This window comes from Desulfobacula toluolica Tol2 (assembly GCF_000307105.1).
Lineage (GTDB): Bacteria > Desulfobacterota > Desulfobacteria > Desulfobacterales > Desulfobacteraceae > Desulfobacula > Desulfobacula toluolica.
Genome location: NC_018645.1, coordinates 3,916,271 through 3,932,199 on the forward strand (window position 1 = coordinate 3,916,271; position 15,929 = coordinate 3,932,199).

At 40.6% G+C, this 15,929-nt stretch carries 15 protein-coding genes; 11 read left to right on the top strand and 4 right to left on the bottom strand.

The features are described from left to right. Positions 1 to 287: 287 nt before the first annotated feature. From TOL2_RS17790 to TOL2_RS17800, 3 genes are all read left to right on the top strand, one after another. The gene (locus tag TOL2_RS17790; protein ID WP_014958681.1) at positions 288 to 2,135 is read left to right on the top strand and encodes an acyl-CoA dehydrogenase; all 1,848 of its coding nucleotides are present in this window, start codon (positions 288 to 290) and stop codon (positions 2,133 to 2,135) included. Between the two features lie 113 nt (positions 2,136 to 2,248). Then, entirely contained in the window at positions 2,249 to 2,551 is a 303-nt protein-coding gene (locus tag TOL2_RS17795) for a phasin family protein (RefSeq protein ID WP_014958682.1), read from the top strand. A gap of 16 nt (positions 2,552 to 2,567) precedes the next feature. Further along, entirely contained in the window at positions 2,568 to 4,268 is a 1,701-nt protein-coding gene (locus TOL2_RS17800) for an ABC1 kinase family protein (protein ID WP_014958683.1), read from the top strand. A gap of 6 nt (positions 4,269 to 4,274) precedes the next feature. Here the strand turns inward: TOL2_RS17800 and TOL2_RS17805 are convergent, their stop codons facing one another. Beyond that, positions 4,275 to 4,787 (bottom strand): chemotaxis protein CheD, encoded by a 513-nt coding sequence (locus TOL2_RS17805; protein WP_014958684.1) that lies wholly within the window; start codon positions 4,785 to 4,787, stop codon positions 4,275 to 4,277. Between the two features lie 454 nt (positions 4,788 to 5,241). On the opposite strand from TOL2_RS17805, the gene TOL2_RS17810 reads away from it, so the two are divergent. The 6 genes from TOL2_RS17810 (at position 5,242) to TOL2_RS17835 (ending at position 11,045) form a co-directional block, all read left to right on the top strand. Beyond that, the gene (locus TOL2_RS17810) at positions 5,242 to 6,192 is read left to right on the top strand and encodes an ABC transporter substrate-binding protein (RefSeq protein ID WP_014958685.1); all 951 of its coding nucleotides are present in this window, start codon (positions 5,242 to 5,244) and stop codon (positions 6,190 to 6,192) included. Beyond that, positions 6,189 to 6,956 (top strand): ABC transporter ATP-binding protein, encoded by a 768-nt coding sequence (locus tag TOL2_RS17815; protein WP_014958686.1) that lies wholly within the window; start codon positions 6,189 to 6,191, stop codon positions 6,954 to 6,956. The genes TOL2_RS17810 and TOL2_RS17815 overlap by 4 nt, the downstream gene beginning before the upstream one ends. Further along, on the top strand, positions 6,953 to 8,131 hold the full coding sequence (locus tag TOL2_RS17820; protein WP_014958687.1) for an ABC transporter substrate-binding protein: 1,179 nt from the start codon (positions 6,953 to 6,955) through the stop codon (positions 8,129 to 8,131). The genes TOL2_RS17815 and TOL2_RS17820 overlap by 4 nt, the downstream gene beginning before the upstream one ends. After that, on the top strand, positions 8,118 to 8,948 hold the full coding sequence (locus TOL2_RS17825; RefSeq protein ID WP_041279607.1) for an ABC transporter permease: 831 nt from the start codon (positions 8,118 to 8,120) through the stop codon (positions 8,946 to 8,948). The genes TOL2_RS17820 and TOL2_RS17825 overlap by 14 nt, the downstream gene beginning before the upstream one ends. Before the next feature lie 66 nt (positions 8,949 to 9,014). Then, positions 9,015 to 10,388: an ABC transporter substrate-binding protein gene (locus TOL2_RS17830; protein ID WP_014958689.1), complete on the top strand. Its 1,374-nt coding sequence runs from the start codon at positions 9,015 to 9,017 to the stop codon at positions 10,386 to 10,388. Positions 10,389 to 10,406: 18 nt separating this feature from the next. Then, positions 10,407 to 11,045, top strand: coding sequence for a hypothetical protein (locus tag TOL2_RS17835; RefSeq protein WP_014958690.1), 639 nt, complete (start codon positions 10,407 to 10,409; stop codon positions 11,043 to 11,045). Between the two features lie 12 nt (positions 11,046 to 11,057). Here TOL2_RS17835 and nth read toward each other — a convergent pair whose 3' ends face one another. Continuing rightward, positions 11,058 to 11,690: an endonuclease III gene (nth, locus tag TOL2_RS17840; RefSeq protein WP_014958691.1), complete on the bottom strand. Its 633-nt coding sequence runs from the start codon at positions 11,688 to 11,690 to the stop codon at positions 11,058 to 11,060. Between the two features lie 13 nt (positions 11,691 to 11,703). Here nth and TOL2_RS17845 point away from each other — a divergent pair, with 13 nt between their 5' ends. After that, positions 11,704 to 12,705, top strand: coding sequence for a DUF814 domain-containing protein (locus TOL2_RS17845; RefSeq protein ID WP_014958692.1), 1,002 nt, complete (start codon positions 11,704 to 11,706; stop codon positions 12,703 to 12,705). 111 nt (positions 12,706 to 12,816) lie between these two features. On the opposite strand, the gene TOL2_RS17850 is transcribed toward TOL2_RS17845, so the two are convergent. Together TOL2_RS17850 and rlmN are read right to left on the bottom strand one after the other, a co-directional pair. Further along, positions 12,817 to 13,302 (bottom strand): response regulator, encoded by a 486-nt coding sequence (locus tag TOL2_RS17850; protein ID WP_014958693.1) that lies wholly within the window; start codon positions 13,300 to 13,302, stop codon positions 12,817 to 12,819. A 149-nt stretch (positions 13,303 to 13,451) separates the two neighbouring features. Then, on the bottom strand, positions 13,452 to 14,492 hold the full coding sequence (gene rlmN / locus TOL2_RS17855; RefSeq protein ID WP_014958694.1) for a 23S rRNA (adenine(2503)-C(2))-methyltransferase RlmN: 1,041 nt from the start codon (positions 14,490 to 14,492) through the stop codon (positions 13,452 to 13,454). 98 nt (positions 14,493 to 14,590) lie between these two features. Between rlmN and ffh the strand changes: the two genes are divergently transcribed. Further along, positions 14,591 to 15,916 (top strand): signal recognition particle protein, encoded by a 1,326-nt coding sequence (gene ffh, locus TOL2_RS17860; protein WP_014958695.1) that lies wholly within the window; start codon positions 14,591 to 14,593, stop codon positions 15,914 to 15,916. Positions 15,917 to 15,929: the final 13 nt, after the last annotated feature.

Below are 15,929 nucleotides of genomic sequence, written 5' to 3' on the forward strand. Positions count from 1 at the left end.
AAAACAGATATTACAAAAAGAATATTGAATTCAATGGTGGAAAATATCGCTGTCATCCCCCCTTGCCAATGCAAAAAAAAACCTGTAAAATCAAACTACTGTATTGTAAAATTAATTTTTTCGTATAACAATCGACCCGAAAACGTTGTTAACAATTTTATAAAAAAACGAAAAACTATCAAACTTTTCCACGCTCATAACTTGACAATGCTGTTTATTTTGCCTAAAAACCGACGGCATTGTTCAAGGTAAAACAAAAACAGTTACATAAAGGGAAGGACGAATATATGGCACAACTTATTTGTGACAGAAGAGATGTAGATTTTGTTTTGCATGAGCAGATCAAGATGGTTGAACATAAAGCATTTAAAGAGTTTAATAAAAAAGCCATTGACCTGATTGTCAATGAAGCAAGAAACCTTGCCATAAAAGAAATTCTTCCCACGTTTAAGGATGGGGATGAGACAGGATGCAAACTTGTAAACGACCGGGTAACAGTTCCGGAATCCTTTAAACGGGCTTGGAAACTCTATTGTGAAGGCGAATGGCTGGCCATGTGTGATGATCCTGATGTTGGAGGTCAGGGAATGCCAAAGATTGTCGGATGTGCCGTACTGGAACACATGGTGGGTGCCAACTCAGCATTCATGCTCTATTACGGCATGACCCACGGGGCTGCCAAGCTGGTGGAAGCCTTTGGCACTGAAAAACAAAAAAAACTTTACATGAAAAAAATGTTTGCCGGTATCTGGGGTGGCACCATGGTTTTAACAGAACCCCATGCAGGATCAGACGTAGGGGCACTGACCACCACGGCAACCCAAAAAGAGGATGGCACTTATTCCATCCAGGGGTCAAAAATTTTCATCTCGGCCGGAGACCATGACCTGTGCGACAACATCATTCACCCGGTACTGGCCAGAATTGACGGCGCACCTGCTGGCACCAAGGGAATTTCCTTGTTCCTGGTTCCCAAATATCGTGTCAATGACGACGGCAGTCTGGGTGACTTCAATAATATCGTGTGTACGGGACTGGAACATAAAATGGGCATTCACGGCAGTGCCACAGCTTCTCTTTCCCTTGGAGACAAAGGCGAATGCATTGGCACGCTCTTGGGAGAAGAGAACAAAGGCATGGTAGCCATGTTCCGAATGATGAATGAAGCGCGTGCCTTTGTAGGTATGCAGGGATTTGCAGTGGCATCTGCATCTTATATGTATGCCCTTGATTATGCCAGAAACAGGGTACAGGGAAGACATCTGCTTGCAGGCAAAGATCCGGCAGCCCAAAATGTAACCATCATCCAGCACCCTGATGTGAAACGCCAGCTGATGAACATGAAAGTCTACACTGAAGGCATGCGCTCCTTGATCTATTATTATTGCAAATGCGTTGATATCATACACACCACAGATGACAAACAACTCAAATCAGATACAATTGCACTGGTTGAAGTGTTGACCCCCATTCTCAAAGGGCATATCACAGACAAGGCATTCGAGGTCTGCTCCCATGGCGTACAGATTTATGGCGGTTATGGCTATATCCGTGAATTCCCGGTTGAACAGCTCATGAGGGATTCAAGAATTTTCATGATTTATGAAGGCACCAATGGCATTCAGGCCATGGACCTTATCGGCAGAAAGCTTGGGCTAAATCATGGGAAAAGTTTTAAATACTTCATTAACCAGATGAGAAAGACTGTTGATACAGCAAAACAAATTAAAGGTGTTGAAAAACTGGCTGAAAAAGTCAACCATGCCGTATCCCGACTTGAAGCCCTTGCCCGGGAGATCGGAGAAAGGGCCAGATCTGAAAAAGTCCTGAATGCCTTTGCCTTTGCCCATCCTTTTCTTGAAGTGACAGGGGAAGTCACTTTTGCATGGATGCATTTGTGGCGGGCATCCATTGCCGCACCCATACTTGCCCAAAAAATCGGCAGTCTTGACAAAAAAACTATTGCTGCAAAAGCTGAAAAAAATAAAGACATCGCATTTTACGCAGGCCAGATTGAATCAGCTAATTTTTTTATTCATACTCTTTTGCCGTCAGCTTATGGTAAGATGGATGCAATTATAGAAGGCGACTCCAGTGTGGAAGATATTCTGGATGTCTCTTTTGGATCAAAATAATTGTTAAAAACAGATTGGATATTGGGTATTTGATTTAAAATTTACCCGCAACAAAACATGAAATTCACTATTGGAGTTACCAGAATTTATATAAAAAAAACATTGGAGGGAACATGTTTGAATATCTGAAAAAAAGTCTGTTAACCGGTGTGGGGCTTGCCTTAAGATCTAAAAATGAAATTGAAGATCTGGCAAAGGAATTTGCTCAAAAATCCAAAATGAGCCAGGACGAAGCAAAAGATTTTTTACAGGAATGTCAGCAAAAATATGAAGAAGCAAGGACAGGATTTGATAAAAAAGTTGAAAAAACCATAGAAAAGATCCTGTTAAAACTGGATCTGCCATCCAAATCAGACATCAAAACACTCAATGACCGGATTGATGACCTTACAAAAAAACTGTCTGACCGCCCATGAGTAATTGTCAAATTTTATGCTGAGCATTAAAAAAATCGGCCGGGTAAGCAAGCGATACCGCAACCTTATGCGGTATCAGCACATCATTGGTATCATTTTAAAGTATGGTTTTGAAAACATTATTGATGCCATGAATATTGAGCGTTACATTGAATCTGGCCTTCAGCTCATTCACGTTGTCAACAAACATGAAAAAGTAGAAAAACTTTCAAAAAATCAGCGCATCAGAATGGCGCTTGAAGAACTCGGGCCAACCTTTATCAAGATGGGCCAGATTCTTTCTTCCCGTCCGGATCTCATTCCCGTCGACCTTTTAAATGAACTTGAAAAATTGCAGGATCATGTTAAGCCGTTTGAATTTGAACATGTAAAAACCATTATTGCCTCTGAGTTTGGCAAATCCCATGAAAAAATATTTGATTCAATTGAAGAAACTGCTTTTGCCAGTGCTTCTATTGGACAGGTACACCGGGCACAGACCCATAATCATGATCAGATTGCAGTAAAAATTCAGAGACCAGGCATCCGGAAAACCATTGAAACAGACCTTGAAATCATGCTTCACCTTGCCTCCATCATGGAAAACAATATTGAGGAAGTGGCGCTGTTTAAACCGGTCAAAATTGTGGAAGAATTTGCCAAAACCCTTGAAAAAGAACTGGATTACTCTATTGAAGCATCAAATATGCAACGAATGGCACAGCAGTTCAAAGATGACAAAACCATACAGATTCCCAAAGTTTATGGCGCCGAATCCAGCGAACGGGTTCTGGCCATGGAGTATATCAGAGGAATCAAGGCGGATGATGTTGAGGCAATTGAATCTGCCGGACTTGATAAAAAACTGATCACACGGCGGGGGGCTGATTTCATAATGAAGCAGGTATTTGAGCATGGATTCTTCCATGCAGATCCCCATCCCGGCAATATCTTTATCATGAAAAAAAACCGTATCTGCCCTGTGGATTTTGGAATGACTGGGTTTATTGATCAAACCACCCGTGAGGTTTTTGTGGATCTGATTCACAGTATTACCACCAATAATTTCAAACTAACCTCACGGCTGCTTTGCGAACTGGCTGAATATGAAATCCAGCCGGATTTAACAAGTCTTGAAAAAGATGTGTCTCAATTTGTATCCCTGCACCTGTCAAAATCATTAAAAGATATTAAAACCGCAAAAATGGTCAACCAATTCCTTGAACTGTGTGCGATACATAAACTTCGAATACCACCGGATTTTTTCCTGATGATAAAAGCATTTATATCCATTGAGGGTGTCGCTAAAAAACTGGACCCTGATTTTGATATGATTTCCCATGCAGTTCCTTATGTTACGGCTGCAAAATACCGAAAGTTCAAAACTTCAAGAATCACAGAAGAATTGATAGGCATGGCAAGAGAATCTTATAAACTACTCCGGATCTTTCCAATGGATGCTGTTGAGATCATGCGCCTCATAAAATCGGGAAAACTGTCTTTTGATATAAAAATTAAAGGCCTGGATAAAATGTTGAATACCCAGGACCAGACCAGCAACAGAATTTCTTTTTCAATCATTATAGCGGCATTGATATTGGGGTCGGCAATACTTATAAACTCAGAAGTTCCACCTATGCTTTTCGGGGTATCCGTGATAGGGATTGCAGGATTTCTTGCTGCTGCCGTTATGGGAATCTGGCTGCTGATTGCCATCATTCAAAAAGGACGGCTGTGATTTTGGCTATCTGTCTCCTGAATACGGATACCAGTCCGACTCTCTCAACCTGTCCACTTTTAATATCGCTATTTCATAGGTTCCTGTATTAAAGACAATTTTCCTGCCCAGTTCACCACCGATATCTTCTGAAACTATTTTAATTTTTTTCCCGGATAAAATATGCCTGGCTGTCTTCAAATTGTCTTTGCCAATATCTTTTTTTGAATATTCCGGGTTAAACGCACCACCAAACAGTTGTGCTTCCAGGTTTGAAATATCAGACCCATTGGCCGCCATCATTCGAATCAAGGTCAGAACAGCAATATTGCCATACTTGGCTGTTGTTTTTTTCCGGGTTTCAATATATGGAAAAAGAAAATGATTCATTCCGCCTGCTTTAAGTGATTTGTCATACAGACTAACAGCCACTGACGATCCCAGCACAGTTGAAATCGTAGTGGGTCTGTCCGGCAGATATATATAGCCGGGTTTCAAAAAATAATCTTTGGTGACCTGTTTTTCAGAATTTTGTGTCATTTTACTCTTTATTTTTAATCTTTAATCTTAATCTTTATTTTTATTTTTATCATCTGGTTTATCTTATTCTATCAGCCATATCAAGATCATCTCAGTTCATTTCTTATATACTATTGATATTTCATTTAGTGAAGCACAAAAATCAGAATTTTACCTGCAATACAACCAGGAAATATCTGTCATCATCTGTAAATATAAAGTTTATGATTCAAAATTCAATAAGATCCACCCAAAAAACAATGGGAGTTTTTCATAAAAAACCCATCCGATTTCAACTCATATGGTGTATTTACTCATACCAGCAAATAAACAATGGGTTAAAACCAACCCAACCTTGTGAGCTGTATTTCTTTGCCTTGCCAAGCTCAAGAGGCTGTGTTAAGAATAATCATTTTATGAAACAATAAATTTAAAAGCTGTATTAATACTGCCAGATCCACTAAAAGAGATATTAATGAAGGACACTCCCTGTATTCGTATCGGGCATCTGAAAATTGTTGATCACCTTATTCTCGGTATTGCCGCTCTTCAACTGAAAAAAAGCAAAAGAAACCTTACTCACTCAACCCTTGAAACCATTGCCATGAATTCCTGGAATCAAGTCTGTGACGATTTGACCTGTGGGAATATCGATGGTGCATTTATCCCGTCTCCCATGGCAATCCAGCTTTTTGCATCAGGCCTTGCTATCAAAGTTTTAATGTTTACCCACCGATCCGGCAGCATTATTGTGAAAAACCGTGCCTCCCACATAAAACATCTTTCTGATTTCAAGGGCAAAACAGTGCTTATTCCTTCAAAATTTTCCATTCAACACATGCTTTTTCACCGGCTTTTATCATCTGTTGGACTTAAGCTTGGTGCCCATGACGACAATGATACAGACGTTGCAAGTGAAGTTGTCAACCCGTTTTTGATGAGCGAAATGTTAAAAAATGATCAGGATAAGGACATTGCAGGCTTTGCCGTTGCAGAGCCATATGGAAGCAAAGCGGTTTATGAAAAAATTGCCACAAAAATCTGCTTGTCGGAAAAATTGTGGAAAAACCATCCCTGCTGTGTATTTGCCCTGAAAACCTCTTTTATAGAGAACCATCCCGAAGCGGTTCAAGAAGTCATCTCCTTATTTACCCAAACCGGGCAACACATTGCAGACGCAAAAAACGATGACATTCTTTTTATGGCACATAATTTTCTTGGACAAAACAAAGAAATCACCCGGCAGATACTTTTAAAAGCAGACATACACTTTAATCCGTCCTTATTAATTGCTAACATTGATGCACTATATATAATTCAAAACTATATGACAGACGCGATGGGGGTTTTCAAAAACAAAATTGATGTAAATACCCTTGTGGACAATTCCTTTATATTAACCGCCCTGTCGGAAAAAAATCATTGAAAATAAAACTCAAAAAAGTAACAAAGCGTTACAATACATCCGCAATATCCGATCATATCGTACTAAAAGATATCTCTTTTTCCATTGATGATGGTGATTTTGTCATTATACTGGGTGAATCCGGTTGCGGCAAAACAACTCTTTTAAACCTGCTGGCAGGCCTTGAACTGCCGACATCCGGAAAAATCCATGTTGACGGGCACCAAATCAGAGGTATCCACCCGTCCAGGTCAATGCTTTTTCAGCAGCCCACCCTGATTCCCTGGCTGAATGTGAAAGAAAATGTTGCGTATGGATGCAAATTGCGGGGTGATACAAAAGAACTTGATTACAGGGTCAATCAATTTCTTGAACTAATGGGAATTGCAGGATTTAGCGATGCCGTTCCCAACCAGCTGTCCCTTGGTATGGCCCAGAGAGCCTGCCTTGCAAGAGCCCTTGTCGGACATCCGGAGATATTGTTATTAGACGAACCCTTTGCATCACTAGACACCTTTACCCAGGCCCATATCCAGGAAGAGCTTGTAAACTTATGGCTTTCCGAACAATTCACCGCAGTATTTGTCACCCATGATATTGATGAAGCCATCCGGCTGGGAAACAAAATCATTCTCCTGGCAGGTGAACCTGCTAATATTATAGATATTTTTAAAATTAATACTGCATACCCAAGGGATAGAAACACTTCTGAGTTTAAAAGAATACGGACAAAAATCCTTGAACGGTTTAAAACTTCATACATAGCTAAAAGAAGCCTTTTATGATAAACTGTAAAATTCAATCCAATTCAAGACGCCAATTCCTTAAAACCGCTGCCGTGAGCTGCTCAAGCCTGTTTATTCCAGGCAGTATCAACGCCTTTGCAAAGAAAGCCCCTCTTCGATTGGGGTATCTTCCCATAACCGATGCCACCCCGCTGCTTGTGGCCCACGTACTTGGCTATTTTTCAGAAGAAGGAGTTGCCGTTGAAAGACCCGTAATGGTGAGATCATGGAAAATACTGACTGAATCATTCCTGGCAAACAAATTCGATTTAACCCATATGCTCTTTCCGATTCCGGTGTGGATGAGGTTTAAACAAAAAATCCCGGTAAAAGTTCTTGCCTGGGCTCACACCAATGGCAGTGCGCTTACAGTAAGAGGCGACAGCAGCATTTACAATTTCAAAGATCTTGGAGGCAAGCAGGTTGCCGTTCCTTCCTGGTATTCCATGCACAACCTGATTATTCAGATGGGTATCCGGTCCCAGGGATTAAAGCCGGTGATAAAACCACCGCCAGCCAGACTGGAAAAGTATGAAGTCAATCTGCTTATTCTCCAGCCCCCGGATATGCCCACAGCCCTTTTAGGCAAAAAAATTGACGGGTATATTGTTGCAGACCCTTTTAATGCACTGGCCCAGGTAAAATTTAATGCCAGAATCATGAGATTTACCGGTGATATCTGGAAAAACCATCCTTGTTGTGTCATTATTGCCAATGAAAATTTCATACATAAAAATACCGTAATAATACAAAAGGCCATGAATGCCATTGTCCGGGCGCAAGATTGGTGTATCCGCAATCCAGGTGAAACAGCCCGACTGCTAAGCCGTGACGGTGAAGGATACCTTCCTTTTCCTCAAAAAATTTTAACAAAAGTGTTTGAAAATCCTGAAAAAAATCAGTTGTCAAACCAGGATTGGAATGTTGAAAGAATCGGATTTCAGCCATTTCCTTTTCCCTCAGCCACCCGACTTATCATTGACCAGATGAAACACACACTTGTGGAAGGAAATACGCTTTTTCTCAAAGATTTAAACACAATCATAGCGGCAGATGATCTTGTTGAAAATAAATTTGTCATAAAAGCTCTGGATAAAACAGGGGGCATAAACCGATTCTGGAATGGTGATCCGTCCACTGCTTATACAAGGGAAGAAATCGTTGAAATCAATTAACCGATTCATATACAAAGACCCCAAACAAGTTGGGCTGAATGCTGTTTTTGGAAATCGCGATTTCGGCTGGAAATTTGAGCTGATCGGCCTTTTGTTGTTTGCATGTCTGTGGATTGCAGGCGCAAGCCTTATTTTCACACAACCGGAATTTTCACAATTCAAAGGATTTTTGCCGGGCCCGACCTTTAAAGCCCTGTTTGAGGCAACCCAGGAAAGCAGATTTTGGATCTGTGTATTTGCAAGTTTAAAAAGAATTGTCATCGGAATATTAATTGCCGCTGTCATGGGTATTCCTCTGGGTATTTTAGTTGGTTTTTACCCAAAATTTCGAAGCCTTTCATACTCCCCTATTCAATTTGTAAGAATGATAAGCCCGCTGTCATGGATGCCCATAGCACTGCTTTTATTTGCAAGTTTTGAGTCTGCTGTCTATTTTTTGATTGTAATGGCGACAATTTGCCCTATAATACTGAACACAACCATCGGGGTTTTAAATATCAATCCCCAATGGATTAAAATGGCATTGAATCAAGGAGCAAATAATTTTCAGCTGATAAAAACCATTGTTATCCCGGCATCCCTGCCATACATGCTGACCAGCCTGAGGCTGGCCCTGGGGGTTGCATGGATTGTACTTGTTCCGGCTGAATTCCTTGGAATTTCCAGCGGCCTTGGGTATTTAATCAATGATGCCAGGGATACTATGGAGTATGACAAACTGATGGCAATAATTATTGCAATCGGCATTCTCGGGTTTGCGTTAGACAGGATTATCCAAAAAATCCAGCAGACCTTCAGTTGGTCATGGAATGAATAATTTTAAAATAATAATAATACTATTAGTTTACATGTTTTTTATATAAAAATGTTAAGGAGTGTTTCTATGGCTGTAGATCCAAACATTAAAATTGTTGTGGCAGATGACTCTGGAACCATGAGAATGATGTTCAAGCAGATTTTGAAAAAAGCCGGGTTTGACAACCTTGTTATGGCAGTGAATGGTGCGGACGGGCTTGAAAAAGTAAAAACTGAAAAACCGGACCTTGTCATAAGTGACTGGAATATGCCTCAAGTGGATGGCCTTAAATTTCTACAGACACTCAGGAAAATGAATAAATTCAAAACCCTGCCGTTTATCATGGCCACAGCCCAGTCGGATAAAGGCCAGCAGATTGCCATCATGGAAGCAGGCGGCAGCGGTCATGTCCCCAAGCCTTTTGATGAAGATCAAATCAGCCGTGCCATAGAAAAAGCATTCTCCGACGACAAAAAAGAAGAACAGCCCAAGAAAAAAAAGCGGCATGTGATTGGCGGAAGAGTCGAGCTGAATGTTGCCCATATCCAGATCACGGATCATCTGGCGCTGGGTGCACTGAAACACAGGATTGAGCAAGGCGATGTTGAACCTGAACATTTTGATTTGACCACAAGCCTTAAGGCTGGATGGAACCCCATACAAGAAGGCCTTGAAACAGGCGAATTAGACTGTGCCTTTGTATTAGCCCCCATTGCAATGGATCTGTTTGCCTATGATTCTCCCATCAAACTGGTTTTATTTGCCCATAGAAACGGCTCAACCTTTATTCGATCCAGACATTATGATAACAGGTTTGATTCTCTTCAAAGCTTTTACAAATACAAGGTCGTAGACATTCCACACAAAATGTCGGTCCACCACATGCTGGCTCACCAGTTTTTAAAAGAACTTGGGCTTAAACCAGGCGTTCCCGGAAAAAATGCCATCAATGTCCGGTTCGAGGTTGTTCCACCCATTCAAATGCCGGGTATCATGAAAGAAAATGAAGATGTTGCAGGATTCATGGTAGCCGAACCAGTTGCGACAAAAGCCATTGCAGGCAGTATAGGCAACCTTGAATTCTACTCTGCCAGCCGATGGGATAACCATCCTTGCTGTGTTGTAGCCATGCAGGAAGATTTCATCCAGAAGCACCCGGAAGCTGCACAGGAATTTGTCTCCCTTCTCATAGAAACCGGTGAATACATTGAAAATGATAAAATCCGTGCTGCAGGCATTGCCGTTGATTTTCTGGACCCGGAAGGAAAAATAGGACTTAATCCGGAAGTGTTGAAAAACGTATTTTCCCAGCCCCAAGCCATTAGATGGGATGGGCTATATCCGGATGCCGAGGGTATTGATAAAATTCAAAAATATATGCATGATGTCATGGAAATTGGCAAAATCATTGATCTTGATAAATTTATTGAAACCAGGTTTGCAGATAAAGTATATGGATAATCTTAAAGGGAGGCTTCCATGAAAATTACTGATCCAGATGTTATAAGAAACGGTGAAAATGATCTTATCAAAGCAGTAACAGATGACCTTGACTTAAATGCGGTCAAGGATGTTATAAAACAAAGACTTGCAGCAGCAGACCTCTCCTCCAGAGGAGGGCAAATCGTTGTTCATAATAATGAAATCGCCTTTAAACTGGATTTTGACCTTCAATTAAGCGGCAGCCTTATGTTTGACCGGCAAGGAAATTATATACCCGAATCTGACGAAACAGGTGAACATGAAAATCTTATCCCAGGAGATCTTGATACGATCGATATCAGTGACAGCCTGAATGATGAATCCGACAAAGAATCAGATGATGAATTGGATGATGAACCGCTTGAAGATTTTAATATTGATATCCCGGATGACGACCTTGAAAAAAATTTTTTTACCAAAGATGAGAGGTCTGATACAAGCAAAGATTCAAAAAATATTCAGGAGAATGAAGACAGTACAGTTGCAATCAGCACGCCTGATCAATTCAATAATGATTCTGAACCGGAGCCTGGAATGGAAAATGAGGAATTTATCCCGGATGATCTGATTGATGATGACATTAATGATATCCTCAAGGAGAGCCAGGATTTTTGGGAACTGAAAAAAGAAGAATAGACAGGGGTGTTATCACTTTGCTTTTGTCAGACAGATCTTAAACAATGGGCAATCCTGACAAAGAGGTTTTTTTGCATCACAGATTTCCCTGCCAAAGTAGATCAATTGTAATGACAAATCACTCCATGACACCTTGGGAATGATCTGCATTAATTCATGCTCAACTTTAACCGGATCTGTCTTATCTGTCAGGCCAAGCCGCTTTGAAATTCTCAGCACATGGGTATCCACAACAATGGCCTGATGACCGAAAGCTGCCGACAAAACCACGTTAGCAGTTTTTCTGCCCACTCCCGGCAGGTTGACAAGTTTGCTGATATCCTCCGGCACCATGCCCTCATGCCTTTCCAAAATTGCCTTGGCGCAGGCTTTAATATTTTTAGCTTTATTGTTATAAAAACCTGTGGAATAAATAATTTTTTTAATATTATCCAAAGATGCATGACTCAGAGCTTCAGGATCAGGATATTTCTCAAATAATTTTTTGGATACTTTATTCACCTGCCTATCAGTACACTGGGCAGACATAATAGTGGCAACAAGCAATTGAAAAGCAGTTTCATGTTCAAGCTGGGTCTTGACAACAGGGTATCTGCCTCTTAATATTTCAAGAATTTTTGTTATTTTGAACGCACTTAATGCCATAGGGGAGTTATATATGAAGTTTAACAAAACCGCAAGACAGGTTAAGGGGTTGGGCCTTTGTTCCGGGGGGCTGGACAGCATCCTGTCCGCACTGCTGCTTCAACGCCAGGGAATTGACGTAACCTGGATTTGCTTTGAAACCCCTTTTTTTTCATCAGAATCAGCACAAAAAGCATCCAGTCACACCGGCATTTCCCTGATAAAAATGGATATCACGGATGAGTATATGGAAATGATGAAAAACCCCAAAGCCGGATTTGGGAAAAACATGAATCCCTGCATGGACTGTCACGCATTAATGTTTTCCAAGGCAGGTGAGGTTCTCAAAAATCAAGGCTTTGATTTTCTGTTCAGCGGAGAAGTGTTAGGTCAAAGGCCCAAATCCCAGAATAAAAATTCATTGAGATATGTGGAAAAAAACTCCGGTTTTGACGGGCAGATTTTAAGACCTTTATCGGCAAAATTGTTATCAAAAACCCTTGCTGAACAAAAAGGGCTGGTTGACCGGGAACAGCTCATGGATATCTCGGGCAGGTCAAGAAAAATTCAAATGCAGATGGCCCAGGATTTTGGTGTTAAAGAATACCCGGCTCCTGCTGGCGGGTGTCTTTTAACCGACAAGATCTTTTCAAACCGGCTCAAAGATCTGATGGATACTCAAAAAATTTTCAATACCCGGGAACTTCATTTCTTAAAATACGGCAGACACTTCAGGCTTGATTCAAAAACCAAAATAATTGCAGGACGGTCTAAAAATGATAACACACATCTGCTCAATTATTTTGATAAAGACAAAGACATTTTATTAAAACATGTCAAACTGCCCGGACCGGATGTAATTTTAACAGGTAATGCCACCCCGGAAAACATTCAAACAGCTGCTGGAATATGTGCAGGCTATACCAAATCAAAACCAGGCGAAACAGCAAAAATAAGGATTATAAAAAAAGAAACAGAAGATTTTATCACCGTTATTACGGTTCCGGCATCAAACTTTAAAAACCTGATGATATAAAAAAATCCCCTTTAAGGCTTTTCAAAAACAGACACCTTAAAGGGGATTTTTCGTTTTTTGTTGTAGCAGCACAATCTGCCATGGCCTTTATTTAAACCATTGGCAGTTGATTTAATAATAAATCATCTTTTCCCAGAATTCTTTTTCATCTTTATTCCAGTCAGGCCCGAATTTTTCTTCACAAAAAGATGCAAGCCTTGTATACCAGCTCGCCCAAGGATTTTTTCCTTCCTGTTTAGCTTTCAGCACATCAAGAAGAAATGTTTCAATATTGATCATTTCTTCTTTTGGTATATACGAGCAGGCACCACCAAGATAAGATTTTTTTATATTCTCAGGACTGAGTGCATGAGCTGTAAGCATCACAGTTATAACATTTTTATTGTTTGCGTTTTCCAGCAACTGATATCCATCAACACCCATGATATCAAGAACCGCTATATCAAACTCCTGGGTTTCAAGAAAATGATTTGCTTGTTCAAAGCTTTGCGCCCTGACTGTTGTACACATATCGAGCAATTCTTCCAAAGAATCAAGAATATCCGGTTCATCATCAACAATCAAAACTTTTTTGTTTTCCAGACTGATATTTGACATGTTTTTTTCCGATCAATTAGGGGTTACATAAGGGATTACAGACAATTAATGCGGGACAAATGATCCTATACTCGGATTTTTCCAAATGCCAATCCATCCACATCATTACTTATTATAAATCATATCCATAAAGATTCAATACTCTATTTTCAAGGAATCAACTTTGCTTTCAGCTGCCCGCAAGCCGCCAGGATATCATCGCCTTTACTTTTTCTTGTTATGGCCGTCAAATTCCGGTCAAGCAAAATCTGCAAAAAATCACTGACCTCTATTTTAGAAGGACGGCTAAAATCACTTTTGTCGTGTTCATTAAATGGAATCAGGTTCACCTTTGCCTTTATCGGAGTCAAAAGTTTCACCAGCCTCAAAGCATCATCTTTTGAATCATTCACACCTTTCATTAAAATATATTCAAAGGTGATCTTGTTTCTGGGTTTCATGGCAAAGGTACGGCAGGCTTCCAGCAACTGGCTTAAGGAATATTTGTTATTTATAGGCATCAAGGAGGATCTCATCTTGTCAGTGGTTGCATTCAAAGAAACCGCCAGATTCACATCCGTATCAAGACCCAGTTGTGTGATTTTTGGAACCAGGCCACAAGTAGAAACCGTTACCCGCCTGGTTGCAAATTTAAGCCCGTAATCACCGTCTGTAATAATTTTTAATGCCTTAAGCAGATTTTTATAGTTGGCAAGAGGCTCTCCCATGCCCATAAATACAATATTTGAAAGCTTCAAGGGATCAATACCCTTTTGAATCAGGTAATATCTTGCATCCCTCACCTGGGATATAATTTCACAAACACTAAGATTCCTGACTAACCCGCCTTTGGCAGTCAAACAAAACTGACAATTCTGAGCGCATCCCACCTGTGATGACACGCATAAGGTGAAGTGATCCTTGGCAGGTATCAGTACCGATTCAACATGCTGTCCATCGACAAGTTGATGCAAAAACTTTTCAGTGCCGTCAGCAGAAACAAGGTATTTTTCAAGGATCAGACGTTCAATCAAAAAATGATCTGCAAGTGTCTTGCGCAATGCCTTTGAAAGATCGGTCATCTGCTCGAATTCATCTGCCTGGCGAATGTAGATCCACTTAAATATCTGCCCGGCCCTGAACGGGCGAATGCCCTTATTATCAAGCCACACACCAAGATCATCTCTTGTAAAATTCAGTATATTTTCCATATATTCTTATTCAGTTAAAATTTATTATTTTCTTGACATACCACGAATTCTATACTAGAATCAATGATTTGATTTGAAATCCTAAAAGGTTGTTTTTTATGTTTGAAAATTTGAGTGACAGACTTGATTCGGTCTTTAAAAAGTTAAAAGGTCACGGCACCCTGAATGAGAAGAATATTGATGACGGTCTCAAACAGGTTCGAATGGCGTTGCTTGAGGCTGACGTAAATTATAAGGTTGCAAAATCTGTTATTTCAGATATAAAAGAACGGGCTTTGGGTCAAGAAGTGATGCAAAGCCTTACACCTGGTCAGCAGGTCATAAAAATTGTAAATGATGAGTTTACCAGAATGATGGGGTCTGAGCATCAGGGGTTGAATTTTGATGGATCATCCCTGGGTTCTATTATGCTCATTGGATTGCAGGGTTCGGGTAAGACAACAACAGCAGGAAAATTGGCTCTCTATCTTAGAAAAGAAGGTAGAAAGCCGTTTTTAGTGCCGGTTGATGTTTACAGACCTGCGGCAATTGATCAATTGAAAAAAATCGGACAGCAACTGGATGTTCCGGTATTTGAATCCACAACTGAGATGAAGCCTTTGAAAATTTGCCAGGATGCACTATTGGCAGCCAGAGAACAAGGTTGTGACACGCTGTTGCTGGACACGGCAGGAAGACTGCATCTTGATGAAGAATTGATGGCTGAACTTAAAGGCATCAAACAAGGCATTAACCCGTCGGAAATTCTTCTGGTGGCTGATGCAATGACCGGTCAGGATGCGGTGAATATTGCCGGATCTTTTGACAAAGCACTGGATCTGGACGGCGTTGTGCTGACCAAAATGGATGGTGATGCTCGCGGTGGTGCGGCACTTTCCATAAAAGCAGTTACAGGAAAGCCGTTAAAATTCATTGGTGTGGGTGAAAAATCAACGGCCCTGGAAGCATTTCACCCTGACAGGATGGCCTCCAGAATTCTGGGCATGGGAGACACGCTTTCATTTATTGAAAAAGCACAGGATGCGGTTGATCAAAAAGAAGCCAAGGCGCTTGAAAAAAAATTAAGGAAAAATGCCTTTACCCTGGAAGATTTCCGGAACCAGATGAAATCCATTAAAAAAATGGGTTCCATTAAAGACCTTATAGGGATGCTGCCGGGTATAAACAAAAAGCAGCTCAAAGGCTTGAATATAGGCGACAAGGAATTTGTCAGAATCGAAGCGATTATCAATTCGATGACACCTGAAGAAAGACGTGTACACACTATTATCAAAGGGTCAAGAAAAAAAAGAATTGCCAATGGAAGCGGAACCACGGTTCAGGATGTCAACAAACTTCTGAAAAGTTATTCCCAATCCATGAAAATGATAAAGAAATTTAATAAAGGCGGCATGCGTTCATTAAAAAACATGCTGCCGTTTTAAGGAGAAAGAAAAA

Coding starts and splice junctions, on each gene's coding strand:
- TOL2_RS17795 (WP_014958682.1), top strand. CDS start 2,249: ATGTTTGAATATCTGAAAAAAAGTCTGTTAACCGGTGTGGGGCTTGCC.
- ffh (WP_014958695.1), top strand. CDS start 14,591: ATGTTTGAAAATTTGAGTGACAGACTTGATTCGGTCTTTAAAAAGTTA.
- rlmN (WP_014958694.1), bottom strand. CDS start 14,492: ATGGAAAATATACTGAATTTTACAAGAGATGATCTTGGTGTGTGGCTT.
- TOL2_RS17845 (WP_014958692.1), top strand. CDS start 11,704: ATGAAGTTTAACAAAACCGCAAGACAGGTTAAGGGGTTGGGCCTTTGT.
- TOL2_RS17790 (WP_014958681.1), top strand. CDS start 288: ATGGCACAACTTATTTGTGACAGAAGAGATGTAGATTTTGTTTTGCAT.
- nth (WP_014958691.1), bottom strand. CDS start 11,690: ATGGCATTAAGTGCGTTCAAAATAACAAAAATTCTTGAAATATTAAGA.
- TOL2_RS17830 (WP_014958689.1), top strand. CDS start 9,015: ATGGCTGTAGATCCAAACATTAAAATTGTTGTGGCAGATGACTCTGGA.
- TOL2_RS17850 (WP_014958693.1), bottom strand. CDS start 13,302: ATGTCAAATATCAGTCTGGAAAACAAAAAAGTTTTGATTGTTGATGAT.
- TOL2_RS17820 (WP_014958687.1), top strand. CDS start 6,953: ATGATAAACTGTAAAATTCAATCCAATTCAAGACGCCAATTCCTTAAA.
- TOL2_RS17835 (WP_014958690.1), top strand. CDS start 10,407: ATGAAAATTACTGATCCAGATGTTATAAGAAACGGTGAAAATGATCTT.
- TOL2_RS17810 (WP_014958685.1), top strand. CDS start 5,242: ATGAAGGACACTCCCTGTATTCGTATCGGGCATCTGAAAATTGTTGAT.
- TOL2_RS17800 (WP_014958683.1), top strand. CDS start 2,568: ATGCTGAGCATTAAAAAAATCGGCCGGGTAAGCAAGCGATACCGCAAC.
- TOL2_RS17805 (WP_014958684.1), bottom strand. CDS start 4,787: ATGACACAAAATTCTGAAAAACAGGTCACCAAAGATTATTTTTTGAAA.